Source organism: Streptomyces sp. NPDC002817 (genome assembly GCF_053592055.1).
In genome coordinates this window covers 76780-93280 of sequence record NZ_JBSFUY010000035.1, presented here as the reverse complement: position 1 = coordinate 93280, position 16501 = coordinate 76780, and the positions used below count along the sequence as shown (strand labels likewise).

The 16501-nt window shown below is 69.7% G+C and carries 16 protein-coding genes; 6 read left to right on the top strand and 10 right to left on the bottom strand.

The window, feature by feature from the left end:
• Window positions 1–349: 349 nt before the first annotated feature.
• Window positions 350–1570, bottom strand: coding sequence for a metallophosphoesterase (locus ACWD3I_RS40955; RefSeq protein ID WP_365399894.1), 1221 nt, complete (start codon window positions 1568–1570; stop codon window positions 350–352).
• A gap of 606 nt (window positions 1571–2176) precedes the next feature.
• On the opposite strand from ACWD3I_RS40955, the gene ACWD3I_RS40950 reads away from it, so the two are divergent.
• A complete protein-coding gene (locus ACWD3I_RS40950; RefSeq protein ID WP_365399897.1) occupies window positions 2177–3241 on the top strand; it encodes an LLM class flavin-dependent oxidoreductase in 1065 nt (354 codons plus the stop codon).
• Window positions 3242–3349: 108 nt separating this feature from the next.
• Window positions 3350–3538, top strand: coding sequence for a hypothetical protein (locus ACWD3I_RS40945; protein ID WP_365399900.1), 189 nt, complete (start codon window positions 3350–3352; stop codon window positions 3536–3538).
• Between the two features lie 13 nt (window positions 3539–3551).
• Here the strand turns inward: ACWD3I_RS40945 and ACWD3I_RS40940 are convergent, their stop codons facing one another.
• Window positions 3552–4082, bottom strand: a complete 531-nt coding sequence (locus tag ACWD3I_RS40940) for a hypothetical protein (RefSeq protein ID WP_365399903.1) — start codon at window positions 4080–4082, stop codon at window positions 3552–3554.
• Window positions 4079–4588 carry an ATP-binding protein gene (locus ACWD3I_RS40935; RefSeq protein WP_365399905.1) on the bottom strand — a complete coding sequence of 170 codons (510 nt, stop codon included), beginning with the start codon at window positions 4586–4588 and terminating at the stop codon, window positions 4079–4081. Before ACWD3I_RS40935 ends, ACWD3I_RS40940 begins: the two co-directional genes overlap by 4 nt.
• 150 nt (window positions 4589–4738) lie before the next feature.
• Here ACWD3I_RS40935 and ACWD3I_RS40930 point away from each other — a divergent pair, with 150 nt between their 5' ends.
• Window positions 4739–4969 (top strand): DUF397 domain-containing protein, encoded by a 231-nt coding sequence (locus tag ACWD3I_RS40930; RefSeq protein ID WP_365399908.1) that lies wholly within the window; start codon window positions 4739–4741, stop codon window positions 4967–4969.
• 104 nt (window positions 4970–5073) lie between these two features.
• Entirely contained in the window at window positions 5074–5994 is a 921-nt protein-coding gene (locus ACWD3I_RS40925) for a helix-turn-helix domain-containing protein (RefSeq protein WP_365399911.1), read from the top strand.
• Between the two features lie 15 nt (window positions 5995–6009).
• Here the strand turns inward: ACWD3I_RS40925 and ACWD3I_RS40920 are convergent, their stop codons facing one another.
• Window positions 6010–6828 (bottom strand): SAM-dependent methyltransferase, encoded by an 819-nt coding sequence (locus tag ACWD3I_RS40920; RefSeq protein ID WP_365399914.1) that lies wholly within the window; start codon window positions 6826–6828, stop codon window positions 6010–6012.
• 376 nt (window positions 6829–7204) lie between these two features.
• Here ACWD3I_RS40920 and ACWD3I_RS40915 point away from each other — a divergent pair, with 376 nt between their 5' ends.
• Window positions 7205–7480 carry a hypothetical protein gene (locus ACWD3I_RS40915; protein ID WP_365399916.1) on the top strand — a complete coding sequence of 92 codons (276 nt, stop codon included), beginning with the start codon at window positions 7205–7207 and terminating at the stop codon, window positions 7478–7480.
• Between the two features lie 537 nt (window positions 7481–8017).
• Entirely contained in the window at window positions 8018–8875 is an 858-nt protein-coding gene (locus ACWD3I_RS40910; RefSeq protein WP_365399919.1) for an acyl-CoA thioester hydrolase/BAAT C-terminal domain-containing protein, read from the top strand.
• 541 nt (window positions 8876–9416) lie between these two features.
• Here ACWD3I_RS40910 and ACWD3I_RS40905 read toward each other — a convergent pair.
• The 6 genes from ACWD3I_RS40905 to ACWD3I_RS40880 form a co-directional block, all read right to left on the bottom strand.
• Window positions 9417–11477: a sensor histidine kinase gene (locus ACWD3I_RS40905; protein ID WP_365399922.1), complete on the bottom strand. Its 2061-nt coding sequence runs from the start codon at window positions 11475–11477 to the stop codon at window positions 9417–9419.
• Window positions 11478–12168: 691 nt separating this feature from the next.
• Window positions 12169–12831 carry a hypothetical protein gene (locus tag ACWD3I_RS40900; RefSeq protein ID WP_365399925.1) on the bottom strand — a complete coding sequence of 221 codons (663 nt, stop codon included), beginning with the start codon at window positions 12829–12831 and terminating at the stop codon, window positions 12169–12171.
• A gap of 705 nt (window positions 12832–13536) precedes the next feature.
• Window positions 13537–13986: a GNAT family N-acetyltransferase gene (locus ACWD3I_RS40895; RefSeq protein WP_365399928.1), complete on the bottom strand. Its 450-nt coding sequence runs from the start codon at window positions 13984–13986 to the stop codon at window positions 13537–13539.
• A 4-nt stretch (window positions 13987–13990) separates the two neighbouring features.
• Window positions 13991–14662: an ABC transporter ATP-binding protein gene (locus ACWD3I_RS40890; RefSeq protein WP_365399932.1), complete on the bottom strand. Its 672-nt coding sequence runs from the start codon at window positions 14660–14662 to the stop codon at window positions 13991–13993.
• Complete coding sequence (locus ACWD3I_RS40885; RefSeq protein WP_365399935.1) at window positions 14655–15620, bottom strand: ABC transporter ATP-binding protein; 966 nt, start codon at window positions 15618–15620, stop codon at window positions 14655–14657. Before ACWD3I_RS40885 ends, ACWD3I_RS40890 begins: the two co-directional genes overlap by 8 nt.
• Entirely contained in the window at window positions 15617–16498 is an 882-nt protein-coding gene (locus tag ACWD3I_RS40880; RefSeq protein WP_365399938.1) for an ABC transporter permease, read from the bottom strand. The genes ACWD3I_RS40885 and ACWD3I_RS40880 overlap by 4 nt, the downstream gene beginning before the upstream one ends.
• Between the last annotated feature and the right edge of the window lie 3 nt (window positions 16499–16501).

Here is a 16501-nt window from a genome sequence, read left to right as displayed (position 1 = left end):
GGCCTGATCGCCAACGACCTCATCATCTGGCTGGCCGCCCGCGACTTCCCCGGCCGACCAGCCCAGCAGACCAACTCCTTCTAAAACACGCCCTAGTGGCTGGTCCGCCAGGGACGTGGCTCGTGCTCGACGGCGGGCCGCGCTCCCGTGGGAAGGGCTTGAGCGCACTCGTGCACATCGGGCGCCGCTGCGACTCGTTGCCGGCGATGGCCCGGGAGCGGACCGGGTCCTGGCCGCAACGTGACGGGCCCGGTCATGAACGTCGCCCGCAGAGGGATGCCGACACCATCGCTGTCTGCGGACGACCTGCCCCTGGACCGTGCAAGTGGAGGTGTCCGGGCACCCGGTGCTAAGGAGCGGTGGGCTGCTGGGGGGAGCGGAGTACGAGCAGGGTGATCTCGCTGGGGGCGAAGATACGGAACGGCGGGCCCCAGAAGCCGGTGCCGCGGCTGGTGTAGAGGAGGGTGCGGGTGCCGTGGTGGCTGAGGCCGGCGAGGGCGGGCTGGTCGATACGGACCAGGTGATGGAAGGGCCAGATCTGGCCGCCGTGGGTGTGGCCGGAGAGTTGCAGGTCGATGCCCGCCTCTGCCGCCCGGTCGACGAACTTCGGCTGGTGAGCCAGGAGCAGAACGGGGAGGTCGGGGTCGGCGCCGTCCAGGGCTCCGGTGAGGTGGGCGCGGTGGCCGGCCAGGCCGGAGGATTCGGCGGTGACGTCGTCCACGCCGGCGACCACGAGGGTGTCGCCGCCACGTTCGAGCAGCAGATGGCGGTTGCGCAGCGGTTCCCAGCCCAGCTCGTCCATCAGGTCGACCCAGCCCTGGGCCTCGCTGTAGTACTCGTGGTTGCCGGTGACGTAGACCCGGGCCCGGGTGGCCTGCACGGTGGCGAGCGGGGCAGCCTGGGCGCGGCGGCGGTCGGCGGTGCCGTCCGCGATGTCGCCGGTGTGGCAGACGAGGTCGGCCTCCAGGGTGTTGACCACTTCGCAGACCCGTGCCGACCAGCGGGCGCGGTCGAGGGGGCCGTAGTGCGTGTCGGTGATGAGGGCGACACGGGTGCCGTCCAGCCCGGCTCCCAGGCGCGGGAGCCGCACGTCGAGTTCGCGTACGCGGGGCACGCGACGGGCCTCGGTGTACCCCCAGGCGAGCAGTAGGACGGCGACACCGAGGACGGCCCAGGTCACGATGCGGGCCCGATCCTGTCCGTCCCCGACGTCGGCCACGGTCAGAGCCGGCCGCAGCAGGACGCCGAGCAGAACGGACCAGGTGAACAGCACCCAGCTGCTGCCCAGCAGGGTGTCACCGGTGATCGCCGCCCAGTCCTGCTGGCGCCGCCCGTGACCGCGCACCATCGCGAGCGGCATACCGATCAGACCGAGGACGAACAGGGCGGTGCCGGCCAGAGTGACGGGCAGCGGCCAGTTCTGCCCGGAGTACAGCAGTACCCAGCAGGGCACAGCCCACAGCAGGACGGGCGCGACCAGGGGGATGTAGCGCATCAGGCGGTGCAGTCGGCTCGGTCGAGCCGCTTGCGCTTCATCGTCCGCCGGGCGGGTGTCGCTGGTGTTGGTCACGCTGCTCCTCCTGAAGTTCTGCCTCTTGAATCATGCCTCTTGCGGTGCCGGATGGCGGACGGCGCAGTTGTCGGACCAGCGACCCGCCCATGACTTTGGCGTGATCCGTCGCTCATGCCCCGATTCTGATGTGGCCTCAATTACGAGAGGCCCTTCGGGAGCCGCGCGCACTCTTGCCGTCCACCGACTGTGGCGGCCCCAGCTGGATGGTCACCGGCGGCCCATGGCCCGATCGCCGGGTAGAGCGGGCGCCGGCCACCACCCGCGGATGCCGTGACCAGCATCCCGGTCACGAACGGACGACGTACTGCCCGCCTACGGCGCGGATCCGGCAATCTGACCAGCCGCTCTGTCAGCGACAGGCCCGCCACCCGATGGGGCGGCAGGGACCTGACGAGACATGGCAGGGCAGGCTGCCCGCACATCGAAGTTCCTTTGCAGGCAGAGGACTTGGGAAGGTCATCTGTATCAGCGGGGTTTCCTTGCGTCAGGAACCGGCCACCCCGCCCCGCAACGCCACAACATCACGCGACTCCGCAACGTCCCTGCGCCCGTACCTGCCATGCTGAGCAAGTCCGACTCCATCCGCACACCTTGGAGGTTGTGATGCGTGCAGGCGTCGTTGTCGCCGCGCAGCCCGGTGTGGAGGATCTCGCCGTGCGGGCCGAGGAGTTGGGCCTGCACAGCTTCTGGGTCAACGACACCCCGATGGTTCAGGGCGACCCCTTCGTCGCTCTGAGCCTGTGTGCGAAGGCCACCAGCCGCATCAGGCTCGGCATCGGCGTGACCTCACCGGCGCTGCGCTCGGCCCCGGCCGCCGCGAGCGGGCTCGCCAGCCTCAACGCCCTGGCTCCGGGCCGGATCATCTGCGGAGTCGGCACCGGAAACACCGCCCGGCGCACCCTGGGCATGCGGCCGACCACGGCTGCCCAGCTGGAGACCTTCACCGTCGCACTGCAGGACCTGTGCGCCGGACGTGCGACCGAGTACCGCGAAGGTGACCGGGTCCGCGACATCCGGTTCCTGCACGCCGGGGCGCACGTGAACACCGTCGACCCGATCGAGTTCGTCGTGGCCGCGCTCGGGCCGCAGGCCGCCGCCGTCGCCGGCCGTCGCGTCGCCGGCCTCATCTCCTTCGGCCTGCTGGACCCCATCGCCTGGCACGCGCTGCACGACACCCGCCGCCACGCCGCCCCCCGCACACCCCGCGACCCCGACTCCCACACGGACTCCTACGTGGTCACCTCGCTCCACCTGCTCGACGAGGACGAGGACCCCCACGGCGACGCGGCCCGGGACGCGACGGGCCACCTCGTCCTGTCGCTGCTGGCCTTCGCCGCCGACACAGCCGCCGACACACCCGCCTTCGCCGAGCAACTCGGCCTCGAGGAACGCGAGGCGGTGCAGCGCCTGCTCGACCGGCGCGGCACCACCGCCACCGCGCCGGACCGGCACACCAAGCTCTACCCCAACTACCTCGGACGCATCGCACCGCAGGACCGGGACCTGGTCCTGCCCTCGCTGATGAACGCCCTGGCTCTGGTCGGCACCCGCGACGACCTCCTCGCCCGCATCACCACCCTGGAACAGGCCGGCATTGACGAGCTCCTGATCCAGCCGGTGATCGACCCGCCCATCGAGATGGCCCAGCTCGCGAAACTTCTCACTTGAGTGGATCCGCCCGCCGCACGCCCATGGCCGCGTGGCCGTCGCCGACCTCGGCCCCTGACCCAAGTCAACTGGACGTTGAGCGACCTGCGGCACACCGCCGCGACCTGGATGGCGCGAGACTCGGCGCTGACGCTGGTGGAGGTACAGACCATCCTGTGGCGCGCGCATCTCAGCACCACCGCTCGCTATACGGCAGTGCGCCTGGACGCCTGGCAGCTGTCCGTCACCGGCCTGCGGCAACGAGGAACGCGCATCGGAGCCAGCGGTATCTACTCCGGGGCTGCCCGCAGCGTCTGAGCCAGCGTGGTCCTCACCCGGTCAGCGTGGAGGCGAGGGCCTCGGTAGCGTCCACGAGTTCGTTGTCGCGTTCGGCCAGGAGGCGCGGGATGATGCTGCGCTGGGCGTGCACGGCCCGTCGGGCGGCCGACTCCCACTCGACATGGTCGCCGTGGCGGCGTCGGAGCTTCGGATAGGCGGCGGTCGTGGTCTCCCATTGCCGGGCGTCGGCTATGTTCCGCAGCAGGCGCAGGATCTGCACACGGCATGACGTCTGCGGGCGCTGGGCCAGGTCCCACAGGAAGGGGACCGTGACGGCCGTCGCCTGTCCCACGATGACGAAGCCGTGCCGGCAGATCCGGTGCCGCAATCGGTCCAGCGCGTTCTGCGCGGCGGCCTTGTCGCCCGAGGCGATGGCGGCGAGCAGGTAGGGGATGGCGGCGGCGGATCCCGACGAGTCCTCGATGTCGCCCCAGGACACGAGTGCGACGTCGCGGAGCGTGGTGGGCTGATGTGGCTGCGGCGCGGCTCCCTCACTGTCTTGGAGCTCGGTACCCGGCTTCATGTCAGGCGAGTCCCTGTGGGCAGCATGGCCCAGACGGTCTTGTACCGGGGTGTGTGGCGGGTCCAGCCCCAGTGCTGTGCGAGGGCCTCGACGATGAACAGGCCGCGGCCGTGTTCGCTGAGCGCGTTCGGCGCGTGTGCCGTGTGCGGAAGTCCGTCGCCCTGGTCGGTCACGGCGCACACCAGGTGGGCCGTGCGGCGTGTGAGCCGCAGCCACACTTCGGACTCGGCGTCGTCGAGGGTGTCGCTCCTTCGGCCGTGCAGCACGGCGTTGGCGGCGAGTTCGGAGACGACGGTCAGTGCGTCGTCCCGGCACTGGCCCAACTCCCACTCGCCCAGAACGCGTTCGGTGAACTCGCGTGCCTGTGCGCAGCCCTCGCTGCTGCCGGGCAGGCGCAGGGTGGCGCTCCTGCCGGTGGGGCGCGGAACGGCGGCGAGGGGCGTGGCCCGGTGTGCCGGGAGCACGGCCGGGCCAGACCAGGGTGCTGGGCGCGCGGGCTGCGACACGGCATCTCCTGAGGTGGCGTCAGGACGTCAGAACTGTGCGCCAGCACGGACGTTGGCGACGGGGTTATTATCCACGTCGACAGCCAGTCCGTGCAATTTCACGAGAAATTGCACGTGTGGATCGAGCCAGTCATGCGCGAGGAGACTGCAGTGCCATCAGTTCCGAACGGGGTGCAAGCGAGTTCACTGGAGGTCCACTGGACCAAGAGCCGCCACAGCAACGCCGAGGGCAACTGCGTCGAGGTGGCGCCCCTGACCGAGGGAGGCGTGGCCATACGCAACTCCCGTGATCCGCACGGCCCCGCGCTGGTCTACACGTCCGCCGAGGTCGCGGCCTTCCTGGCCGGTGTGAAGGACGGCGAGTTCGACGACCTGATGTGAATGGGGATGCGCGCCGTCCACACCGAGCGTAGGCCCGGACATGCGCGCAGTGGCCAACCGGTGCGATAATGCGGGCTGTTGCCTTCTGCCCACCGGGAGTCAGGATGCCCTCCGAGTCGCCGCGTGTCTCCCGCCTCGAGCCGTACCTGCAGCGCACCGAGCCCGCACCGACCCTGCTGAAGATGCTGGTCGGCGTACAGCTGGCGGGCCTGCGCGAGGACGCGGGCATGGCGCAGGAGCAGGCGGCGCGGGCCGTGGGGTTCAGCCCGGCGAAACTGTCCCGCATCGAGGCCGGCAAGGGCCGTCGGCCACCCACCGAGGACGATGTCCGCGCACTGCTGGAGTTCTACAAGACGGACGAGTACGAGGCCTCCGTCCTGTTGCAGCTGCTGCGGCGGGCCGGTGAGCCCGGCTGGTGGCAGCGTTTCGACAAGCGGTTGATGCCGGAGTGGTTCGACCGGCTCGTCGGGCTGCAGGAAGCGGCCGATTCCATCCGTACGTTCGAGATCCAGTACGTTCCCGGACTGCTGCAGACGCCGGCCTACACGCGCTCCGTCGTGGAGCGCGGCCTGCCCGCGGCCCCGAGCCGCGAGGTCAACCGCCGCGTGGAGCTGCGCATGAAACGGGCGGAACTGCTGGGGCGACCGGACGCGCCACAGCTGTGGGCGATCGTCGACGAGTCGGTGCTGCTGCGGATCCTGGGCAGCCGCGAGATCATGCGCGAACAGCTGGAGCACCTCATCGAGATGGCCGAGCAGCCGCACGTCGTCGTGCAGGTCGTACCCCTGGACGTGACCAACGCGTCCGCACCGGCCATCCCGGTCACCTACCTGCGCTTCGGCGGCCTCGACCTCCCGGACATCGTCTACCTGGAACACATCAGGAGCGCCACGTTCCTGGAAGACCGGGACGAGACCGAGCAGTACCGCGTGGCACTGGACCAACTGGCCGACGACGCGCTCAGCCCTCGTGACTCCCTCGACCGTCTGCGCGAGACCGTCAAGCTCCGCTACGAGGGCCAGTGAGCCGGTGCCGCTCCGTCACCGGATGCGGCCACATCCGCCGAACTCGACCCATTCCTGGGTCAGCTGACGCGGCGCCACCTCGGTGTCGGGCCGCCAGGTGGACACCTCCACCAGGCCCGGCTCGAGGATCTCCAGCCCCTCGAACCACTGTGCGACGTCCTTCTCCTCGCGCACCCGACCCCAGTGCCCCTGCGTGGCCTTGTCCATGAAATCGGTGACGAAGTCCCGCACCTGAGGGTCCTCGCTGACCAGTTGGCACATCACCAGGCAACTGCCGGGCACGAGCCGCTCGGTCACCCGTTTGACCACCGCGAGCGGGCCTTCCGTGTCGCTGTCCGGAATGCAGTGGAACACCGAGTTGAACAGCACGCCCACCGGCTGCGAGAAGTCGATCAGCCGCTGGGTGTCGGCGTGGGAGAAGATCACGTCGGTGTCGCGCAGGTCGGCCTGGATCACGGCAGTGCGGTCGTTCTGGTCCAGCAGGGCCCGGCCGTGCACCAGAACCATCGGATCGTTGTCCGCGTACACGACGCGCGAGGTCGGATCGATGCGCTGGGCCACCTGGTGCACGTTGTTCTGCGTGGGCAGACCGGACCCGTGGTCCAGGAACTGCCGGATGCCGTACTCCTGCGCCAGCGTCCCCACCACCCGCTGCAGGAAGCGCCGGTTGTTCAGCGCCAGCGCCCGGGTGCTGGGCACCACCTTGTCCAGTTCCTCGCAGGCGGCACGGTCGACCGCGTAGTTGTCCTTGCCGCCCAGGTAGTGGTCGTACATGCGCGCGGCCGTCGGAACCGTGGCGTCGATCTTGGTGGACAACCGCTTCCCGGACTCCATCGTCTCCCCAGTCGTGTACCGCACCGAGCTGACCGGTGCATCAGGCAATACATCCTAGGGAAAAGGCACTTGGCGCATCCACCGTCTCGACAAAGTCCCGACCGCAGCGGCCGGGACGGGAGGTCGCCGGCCGCCGGCAGAACGCCGCCGAGAGGTCCCGGCGTCCGATGGAGGGGAAGCGGCCGGGACAGCAGCCGATCTTTCCGTCGCAGGCTCCGTCTGGGATGCTGAAGGCTGGCTCGACAGGGGGCAGACGGTGTTTACCGAACCTATGGCGCGATCCGTTGTGGAACCTGCAGTACTCAAGTTGATACGGCAATACCCCCGTGGCAAGCCGTTCTCCACGACAGTCACATTCGGCGGGGACGACTTCAGCATGTGCGCCCACGTACGGGCGCAGTGGGCGGCACCCGGGCAGGTGAAGATCGCACTGGCCTGCTGGGTCGTCAACATGGACACCGCACGCTATATCGGTGGCAATCCACCTGCCGAGGAGGAGATGTGCCTGTCACCGGAAGGCACGGCGCAGTGGGACAAGGAACTGACCAGCCGGGTGATCGGCCACCTCGCAACTCGTATGAACGCGCTCGCCACCGCCCTGCCGACCACCGACGAACACCTCACCATCACCGTGCCTGTCGTCCTGACGTAGTCCGGCTGCTGGGCCGGCCGCACAACGCTCGGGGGCCCCGGCCCGGACCGCGTACGCAGGTGTCCAGAGGGCGCGGTCGTGCCGGGACCCGCCCGCTGCTCGCCGGGCGGGGTTTCGCCGTTGCAGACCGTCCCGGTGTGCGCCTGTGCACTTGGCCGATGTCTTCGCCTCTGCCGAAGCCGAGGACGTGACTGTGCGGATCGACGGGATGGGGACACCCCTGGCCGCCGCCCCCGGGCAGGCCAGTCCGTCTGCTCAGCGTTAATGTTTCGAGATCGGTTGGAAGCTGGCCGGCAGACACCCGACGCACTCGGCCTCTGTGCCGTCAACCTGGACGACCAGCGGCATCTCGCGAGTGCACAGGGCGGGAACATTCGCCGTGCAGTAGGCGGCGAATGTCGGCAACCGCAGCGACCACCAGCTCCTTGAGGCGGCCCTTGCGCAGCGCCTTACCGCAGCATCACGGTGTTCTGCCTGCGCTTGCCGGAGACGACGGCGCGGCGGCCAGGCTGCGAGGGATTTAGACAGAGGGGCCACGTGGACGTCCTTGAGCGCGAGCTGACCGATCCTTGGGAAGGCGTATTGGCCGCTCCGGTCGGCGGCAGTGACATTGGTGTCCTGGTGTTGGCGGGTTCGAGCGGGCGGATCGAGCGGGAGAGGGCACGCGTCCTTGCCCGGCAGGGCATGACGGCGGTGTCGGTCCGCTGGTTCGGCGGTCCGGGGCAGTCGCCGGGGATCTGCGAGGTCCCGCTGGAGACGTTCACCGCCGCTGTCGACTTCCTGCGGCTGAACGGGGCGGAACGCATCGGCATTCTGGGCGCTTCGAAGGGGGCCGAGGCAGCTCTGCTGACGGCGGTGCACGATCCGCGCGTCGACCTCGTCATAGCGGTGTCGCCCACGTCCCGGGTCTGGTGCAACGTCGGATCGGGGAGCGATGGAGCCGATCGGCCCTATCGATCGTCCTGGACGTGGCGAGGGCAGGGGTTGCCTTTCGTGCCGCTGGATGATTCGTGGACTCCCGCACAGGCGAAGGACGGGCCGGTCGCCATCCGCGGATGGTACGAACTCAGCGAGCGGACGTTTGCTGATCTGCTGCCTTCGGCGGAGATCCCCGTGGATGTGGCGCGGGCTGATCTGCTGTTGGTCGCCGGTGGCGATGATGCGATGTGGCCGTCTCTTGCCTTCGCTGAGCAGCTGGCGCAACGCCGGTGTTCAGCCGGGGCCTCGGTGCGTCTGATCGCCCGTCACGATGCCGGTCACCGCCCACGGTTTCCCGGCGAGAGCCCGGCGTCGGCATCCTCCCGCTTCGAGTATGGAGGCACGCCTGAGGCCGACGCCCGGTTGGGGGCGGCAGCCTGGCCGCATGTCCTTGACGCGCTCCGTGGCGAGAGCTGACGGTCTCGTAGTGCGGGCCAGTGGCTCCACGTTGCTGTGGCTGGTCTGACGCCTTGTGCTTCTCGATGTTCCGGAGGTGGAGATCCTGGGTGTCGACGAGTTCGTCTTCCGGTGGGGTCGGCGCGATCCTGGCCCTGCGAACTGTGGTGGGTGAACTACACCCATCACGAGCGGCCTTACAGGGGTCCGCACGTCTTCTTGGTGAAGTGCCTGTTCCGGAAGACGTCCGAGGTGCGGGCGCTGCACCGCCTTGGTGACGTGGTGGGGACCCAGGTTGGGTCGCCAAGTGAGCGAGATCATCGAGAAGCTCGGTACCTGATGAGACCCCGAACCGCCGGTCCGGCACCTGTTTGCACCTTGCGCGAACAGGTGCCCGGTGTCCCGGACCGGTACCGGCCGGGCGCCGACGTTTTGAACGGGCAAGGTCAGCTTGTGGTCGAGGAGTTGGTGATCTGGGCCGGGGCCCGTCTGCCGGCGGGCCCGCCGCCCGGTGACCTTGTGCCGGCCGTGCCGCTCGAGCTCCTTGACCGGACATCCTGCGTCAGGAGGGCTGGTTGTCCCAGGTTTCGTTGGCGTGTGGGGCGTCCTTGGTGAAGGGACTGTCCACGAATGCGACCAGGGCCATGGTGTCGGCATCGGGTTCCTCGTTCGCCGCTCGAGGAGTGATCGTTTGGGGCAGCATCACCAGCGCTGTGGTCCCCTGTTCCTCGTGGGAGGGGCGCAGCTGAACGCGGATGCCTTGCCGGTCGGCCAGTCGGCCCACCACGAATAGGCCCATGCGCTGGGAGATCGCGGCGTCGACGGTGGGCGGGTCGGCGAGGATGCGGTTGATGTCCGCGAGCTCCTCGTGGGGCAGGCCTATGCCCTGGTCGTGTATCTCGAGGATGGTCCGGCCGTCGGGCAGTCGTGCGGCGGTGATGCGGACCGGGACGTGCGGGGAGGAGAAGGCTGCGGCGTTCTCCAGGAGTTCGGCGAGCAGGTGGACCAGGTCGTTGATGGCGCGTCCGTCGATCTGGGCTTCCGGGATGCCGGAGAGCTGGATGCGCTCGTACTGCTCCACTTCCGAGACCGCGGCGCGGACGACGTCGACGAGAGGCATGGGCTGGTCCCACTGCTGGGCGGGAGTCTCGCCGCTGAGCACCAGGAGGTTTTCGCCGTTGCGGCGCACACGTGTGGCGAGGTGGTCGATCTGGAAGAGGTTCTCCAACTGGTCGGGGTCGGCTTCCCTGCCCTCCAGGTCGGAGATCATGGCGAGTTGGCGCTCGATGAGGGGCTGACTGCGACGTGCCAGGTTGCCGAGGATGGTGTTGATGTTGGCGCGCAGCAGGGCCTGTTCGGCGGCGAGCCGGACGGCTTCGCGGTGGACGTGGTCGAAGGCGCGGGCGACTTCGCCGATCTCGTCCGTGCTGGTGATGGGGATGGGTTCGATGTCGGAGTCGACCCGTCCCGGGACGGCCCGGGTGAGCTGGGTCAGCCGCTCCGGCAGCCGCTGTGCGGCGATGGCGTGGGCGGAGGCGCTGAGGCGGCGCATGCTGGTGCTCATCGTGCGGGCCACCCAGTTCGCGAGGAGGAAGGCGACGAGGATGGAGGCGAGCACGAGCGCTGCGTTGACGATGGCGTCGTTGCGGGCGTCGTCGGCGATGTCGTGGGCTTCGGCCAGCGCGGTGCTGGTGAGGTATACCTCGACGCTGCGGTAGGCGTCGAAACTGAGGGTGGAGGCGGCGAAGAACGTCGCGGGCGTGATGCCGCGTTCGGTGAGTTGTGTCGCTGTCGCGCCGGAGGCGATGGCGGTGGTCATCTGGTCCAGACTCGGCGGGGGGACGAAGGTCCGCCCGGCTGCCTCGGCCTTCGTCCGGGCTTCTGCGATCTGCTGCTTCCCCTTTACCTCCGCGTTCGCGAGCGCCTTGCGCAACCGGGCCGTGTCGTCGGTGCCGGCGAAGCCGGTGTACTCCTGCAGTGCGACCTGTTCGAGGTAGATGTAGGAGCTGAACGAGGCGAGCTGGGCTTGGAGTTCACCCTGGGCGAGCTTGCTGCGGTCCTCGATGAGGAGGTGGGTGCCGATGGCGCGGATCAGTGACTCGGCCGCCTGGGTGAGTGAGATGGCGTACAGGGTGCGGCCGAAGGTGGCCTGGCTGCTGATGCCGAAGCCCAGTTCGTTGGAGATTTCCATCAGCGGGTGCTGCACGGCGTGGTAGCTCTCCTCGGTCTGCACGCCGGTCACGCCGGCGGTGAAGGCGTTGGCGCGTACCGTGGCGAGCCGCTTCTCGCCCGCGCGGACGAGTTGGACCCGGCGCTCGAGGCTGGCGCTTCTTGGCATGCGGGCGACTGCCTCGTCGAACTTCTTTGCGTCCTGGTCGGTGATCTGCCGGGCCTTGGCGACGGTTTCGGAGTTGCGCTCGCCTTTCACCAACGGGATGACGGAGACGTCGCGTTCGTTGATGGCGTCGCTGGCGTAGGTGTTCGCCGCCTGGACCAGTTCCGCCACGCGGACCGCGTCCTTGGCGGTCTGCCAGGTATCGACGGAGCGTTTGACGCGCACGCCGCCGAGGACGAGGGCGACGAGTACCGGGATCAGCAGGATGGCCTGAAGTTTCTGGGCCACACGCAAGTTGCGGGCACCGAATCTTCGGCCCGTGGCAGTGGGGGTGTGCGACGCAGTGGGGGTGTGCGACACGGTCGTCCTATCGGCTCGGATCCGCCTCGTGGTCGATACTCTCCTCAACGAGGCGGTCACAGTGCGTTGTTGAGATCGGATCGTTCCGATGTCTAGCACTCTGTTTCCGTTGTTGACCTGGATTTCACCGAAGCGGTACCCGGTTGAGCTTTCAAGGAGAGCCGGGACGCGGTTTCGTCTCGTCCGCTTCGACGCGGAGAACCAGGTTGCCAGGCAATAGGGGTCACGATCGCAGCGTGAGCAGAGGCGGCTTCTGGGGCGCACCCCGCTCGGGGGGGCTTGGCTGGCTCGACTGCGTCAGCAGTGGAGCGGGCGGGTGTCCGGCCGCTGCGGCCGGCGGCCGGACGAGGCGACGGTTCGCCATGTGACCCGTATCGTGGTGGCCTGGCGGGACTGCTTGAGCGATACGGATCGGAAGCCACGCGCCCTCTCCGTTTCCGCTCCAGGCGGCGCAGGCGAAGGTGATGGAACCAGTCGACGCGGCACCAGCCGGCCGCGCGACCTTGCTCGGGCAAGGACCTACCGCCGGCAGCGCACCGAGGGCCCTGTTGTCGTACCGCGGCGGGAGAGTTCCTCCTTGGCCCTGGCGGCGGGTGTGCGAGTGGGAGACCCGTCCGCGTCAGGGCGTGAAGATCTGCTCAAGGTGGTCGATGGCTCCGTCCGCACCGAGGTGGTACTGGAAAACCAGGCCACTGTCGGGGTGTGCTTCCAGCCAGTCCAGGAACTCCTGGACACCGATGGGCTGGTTCTCGGTGCTCGCCACGATGGGGTCGGTGACGGTGATGGACGCGGCCTGATCCAGGGGCAGGTAGGTTTCCTTGCCGACTGTCTCGAACGGTGCTCCGTCGGAATCCGGTGTGCCGCAGCCCCAGTTGCCGTGCCGGATGATCAGGCTCAGGGACCCGCCCTCGGGCGTGTAGCGGTAGACGGCGATCTCGTCGGGTGAGATGGGCATCTTGTGGTCGCAGCCATCGTCCTCGCCACCGGTCCCGGCGGCAGCCGGCGAGCCCACGGCCGATGCCGCCGGAGCTGTCGCGGATGCCGGGGGAGAGGGCACCTTGCCGGCGGGCGACGGCGAGACCTTCCCCGCGGGCAGCGCGTTGGCGGACGCGGTCGCCTCGGTGCTCTTCTCACCCTTGGCCGGTGAGGGAGTGGCGGCCGCCGCCGAGCCCTCCGCATCGGAGGATGTGGGGGAGCAGGCGGTGAGCGCCAGGACGCCGGCTGCCCATGCACTCAGGGCGAGTGTCTGGAACGCGATCCGTCTGCGGCGATGCGTGATCATCATGTGTCCCCCAAGGTGGTGGCAGCGGCTGCCTGCGCAGCCGCGTGAGCTGGAGAGACCATATTCAGCCACACCGCGGCGCTTTCGATCACCGCGACGTCGTCCGTTGCGAACCGGTGACCAGACCTGCGCAATATGCGAGACCGGCTGCATCTGAGGACGGAGTCCGCCGCGGTCAACCGAGGCGGTGGACGGCGATGCGGGCGCAGGCGAACTGACCGGCCGCGGCAGCCTCGCGCATGAGCTGGTACTTGGCCTTCTGGCCGTTCGCGGGTATCGAGGCGAGGCCGGTCTTCCCCAGGTACAGGACACCCCAGCCGAAGTGGTCGACCTTGGCGATCCGCTGTGGCGGGGGCGGCGTAGGTGGCCAGCCGCAGCTCGGTGTGCGGGGGCGGCCAACGCCGGCCGCTGTCGTTCCTCGTCGGCGAAGGACGGGGCCTGGTGTGGGTGGAGTGGCGGGAACTCGCCGTGACGGTGCTACCGCTGCGGAGACATCGCGTTGCCGTTCGGAGCCCCGGCGCGCTGGTTCATGCTGCGCTCCGCAGCGACGAACGGCCCGCGGTGGGCGCTCGTCCTGCCGCGTGTCTGCGGGGTCCGGTCATCCACGATCCCGGTGGCAGGCGGTACAACGGACGGCTTCCGCAGGCCCGATGCCTGCGGGGGCTTTCCTGCTGCTGTGGCTGACGCGAGGGCTGTTGCGTGGCCTCAGGTAGTGGTGAACCGCAACTCGGGACGCTCCCAGTGGACTTTCGGTGGTGAGGGGGCGACTGTCCCCACCCGCTCGGCGCCCAGGCGTCGGTAGAACTCTTCGGCCGGGGGATGGGAGACCACCCGCACCTCGGTCAGGCCGGCCGCCCTGGCCTGAGCGATCATGTGCTCGATGAGGAGTCGGCCGACACCACTTCCCTGAACGTCATCCGCCACGAACGCCAGGTCCAGCTCCGGTGGCTCCAGTGTCAGGGCGTAGAAGCCCTGTAGTCGTTCGACCGCATCGACGGCCACGAAGACCCGGTGACGGGTGATGTAGTCAGCGGTGACCTGGTAACCGGCGATGATCGAGGCGTAGGTTCCCCGGTAGGCACCGGAGTTCTGGATCAGCCTGGTGAGGCGCTCTGCGTCCTGCGCAACGGCCCGCTTGATCGTCGTGGACTGCATTCCCTCACTCTCCACGTTCCGCGGCGATCAGTTTCTCCCAGTGGACGGTGCGGTCGCACCAGCGGCCCAGGAGTACGTGGTCGTGGCCGACAGCGAGCAGTCCGGCGCCCGTGGCAGCGCGGTAGTCCTCGACGGCTGCCACCAGGGCGGCGGCGGTGGAGGCGTCGAGCATCGCGGTCATCTCGTCGCAGATCAGCCAGCGAGGGCGCAGGACCAGGGCGCGGGCGAGGCAGGCGCGTTGGAGCTGGCCGTCGCTGACTTCGTGCGGGCGGCGGTCCAGGAGGTCGGCGGTGAGACCGACGGACGGGACCAATTCAGCGAGCCGCTGCGGTATTTCGTCGCGGCGGCCGGTGGCACGCAGGGGCTCGGCAATCAGGTTGCTGAGCCGCAGCCGGGGGTCGGCAGCGAGCCGGGGCTGTTGGAAGACGACGCCGATGGCGGTGCGCTGGGCCCGCGGGGCGCGGTGGCGCCAACGGCGTACGGGTGCGCCGTCGAGCATCACAGTGCCTGCGTCGGGGCGGTGCAGCAGTCCCGCCACGCGCGCGAGAGTGGACTTGCCGCAGCCGCTGGGGCCCAGCAGGCCGACGGCGTCACCGGGTGCGAGGGTCAGGGTGGCGTTGCGGACGACGGGGGCTCTCCTGTCGTATCCGGCGGTGATGTCGCGCAGTTCAAGCAAGGAGGCCCTCCGTCACGTGCGGGTGGTGGCAGGCGATGCCTGCGGTCGTCGCCGGGAGCGCGGCGCAGGCGTCGGTGGCCCGCTCGCAGCGTGGTGCGAAGGCGCAGCCGTCGGGGAGGTCACCGAGTTCGGGCGGCATGCCGGGGATCGGAGTGAAGGCGCGGTCGGGGAGGGCCCGCAGGAGGCCCCGGCTGTAGGGGTGGCGGGGGCCCGGGGGGCCGAAGAACGTTTGTGCGTCGGTGAGTTCGACGATCCGGCCCGCGTACATGACGGCCACCCGGTCGGCGATGCGCTCGGCGGCCGCGAGGTCGTGGGTGATCACGAGCAGGGCCCGATGGCCGGTGTCGACGTGGCGGCGTAGTTCGTCGACGGTGTGGTCCACCAGGTCGCGGTCGAGGCCGGTGGTGGGCTCGTCGGCCAGCAGCAGGGGCGCGCCGCCGACGAGGGCGAGGGCGGTGGCGGCGCGCTGGGCGAGGCCGCCGGAGAGTTCGTGCGGGTGGCGGTCGAGGTGGCCGGCGGGAAAGGCGGCGCGTTGGGCGGCGGCCTCGGCCGCGGATCGGACGGCAGCCCGCCCTCGAGTGTCGGCCAAGGCCTTGACCGTCTCCTCCAGTTGGGAGCGGACGGTGCGCACGGCCGTGAGGTGCGCGGCAGGGCTCTGCGGGATGAGCCCGATCAGGCGGCCTCGTACCTTCCGCGCGAGCGTCCGTTCGTCGGCGGTGAGCAGGTCCAGGTGGCCGAGGCGGGCCTCGCCCGCGGCCTGGGCGTTGGCGGGCAGCAGGCCGAGCAGGGCGGAGGCGAGGACCGACTTGCCGCAGCCGCTCTCGCCGATCAGGGTGAGACACTCGCCGGCGGCCACGTCGAAGTGCGCGTCGGTGACGGCGGCGATGCGGCGCCCGCCCGGCATGAGGAAGCGCACGGACAGTCCGCGTACCGACAGGATCGGGGTTCGGTCGGTCACAGCATCAGCTCCGATCGGCGGCGGGGATTGATCCGCTCCCGCCAGGCTCCGGCGAGGCCGGCGATGGCGAGGGTGGGGACGATGATGAACAGGCCAGGGAAGACGGTGGGCCACCACTGTCCGGCCAGCAGCGAGCCCCGGGCGCCCTGGATGAGGTTGCCGAGGCTGGCCATGTGCGTGGGCAGGCCGAGGCCGAGGAACGACAGTGCCGATTCGTGCCACATGGCGTGCGGCACCATCAGGGCGGCGGCCAGCGCGGCCTGCGGCAGCACGGCGGGCAGCAGATGCCGTACCGTCACCCGCCACCGGGACGCGCCACCGGAAACGGCGGCGTCGAGGTAGGGGCGGGAGCGCAGCGACAGCACCTCCGCGCGGACGATCCGGGCGGTGGACAGCCAGTGGGTGAGCGCGACCGACACCACCACCGGCCACACGCCGGGCCGGAACATGGCCACGATGAAGATGCCCAGCAGCAGGTGCGGCACGGAGGCGACCGTGTCGACCACCCGCATGACGCCCCGGTCGACCCAGCCGCCCAACGCCCCGGCGGTCGCCCCGACGGCCGTGCCGATCACGGTCGCCGTGAGGGCCGCCGCGACCCCGACCAGCAAGGACACACGTAGGCCGTAGACGCAGCGCAGGAGCAGGTCCCGGCCGAGGTCGTCGGTGCCGAAGGGGTGCGACCAGCTCGGGGGCAGCAGCTTCGCGCCCAGGTCGACCGCCTGCTGGTCGAGCTGCACCAGCGGTGGCACGAGGAGTACGGCGAGGACGGTGAAACCGATCAGGGCCAGCGAGGTCCGCACCCGCAGCGTCCTGGTGGAGCGGCGGCTCGTGCCGTACGACCGCCAGACGGGCTCGGCCGTCGGTTCACCTGTCACGTC

Excerpts from the sequence above, each read along its gene's own strand:
- ACWD3I_RS40950 (WP_365399897.1), top strand. The coding sequence starts at position 2,177 with ATGCGTGCAGGCGTCGTTGTCGCCGCGCAGCCCGGTGTGGAGGATCTC.
- ACWD3I_RS40945 (WP_365399900.1), top strand. The coding sequence starts at position 3,350 with ATGGCGCGAGACTCGGCGCTGACGCTGGTGGAGGTACAGACCATCCTG.
- ACWD3I_RS40940 (WP_365399903.1), bottom strand. The coding sequence starts at position 4,082 with ATGAAGCCGGGTACCGAGCTCCAAGACAGTGAGGGAGCCGCGCCGCAG.
- ACWD3I_RS40925 (WP_365399911.1), top strand. The coding sequence starts at position 5,074 with ATGCCCTCCGAGTCGCCGCGTGTCTCCCGCCTCGAGCCGTACCTGCAG.
- ACWD3I_RS40920 (WP_365399914.1), bottom strand. The coding sequence starts at position 6,828 with ATGGAGTCCGGGAAGCGGTTGTCCACCAAGATCGACGCCACGGTTCCG.
- ACWD3I_RS40915 (WP_365399916.1), top strand. The coding sequence starts at position 7,205 with ATGTGCGCCCACGTACGGGCGCAGTGGGCGGCACCCGGGCAGGTGAAG.
- ACWD3I_RS40900 (WP_365399925.1), bottom strand. The coding sequence starts at position 12,831 with ATGATCACGCATCGCCGCAGACGGATCGCGTTCCAGACACTCGCCCTG.
- ACWD3I_RS40895 (WP_365399928.1), bottom strand. The coding sequence starts at position 13,986 with ATGCAGTCCACGACGATCAAGCGGGCCGTTGCGCAGGACGCAGAGCGC.